Source organism: Duganella qianjiadongensis (assembly GCF_009857915.1).
GTDB classification, from domain to species: Bacteria; Pseudomonadota; Gammaproteobacteria; order Burkholderiales; family Burkholderiaceae_D; genus Rugamonas; species Rugamonas qianjiadongensis.
The window spans coordinates 1-255 of the sequence record NZ_WWCM01000102.1 but is presented as its reverse complement, the minus strand read 5'-3'; the positions used below and the strand labels follow the sequence as shown (position 1 = coordinate 255).

Here is a 255-nt window from a genome sequence, read left to right as displayed (position 1 = left end):
GAATACTCATCTCGCCCACCTGTGTCGGTTTGCGGTACGGTCTCGTATGACTGAAGCTTAGAGGCTTTTCTTGGAACCACTTCCGATTGCTTCGCGAACAAGTTCGCTCGTCCCAATCCCTTGAATTTCGTGCCCGGATTTGCCTAAGCACCTTCTATGAATCAGAAACTGACTATTCCAACAGTCAGACAACCTTCCGCGATCCGTCCCCCCATCGCATCATACGACGGTGCAGGAATATTAACCTGCTTCCCA

At 50.6% G+C, this 255-nt stretch carries 1 rRNA gene; it reads right to left on the bottom strand.

The window, feature by feature from the left end:
• Nucleotides 1-255 (bottom strand): 23S ribosomal RNA (locus GTP27_RS23475); the annotation flags it as partial.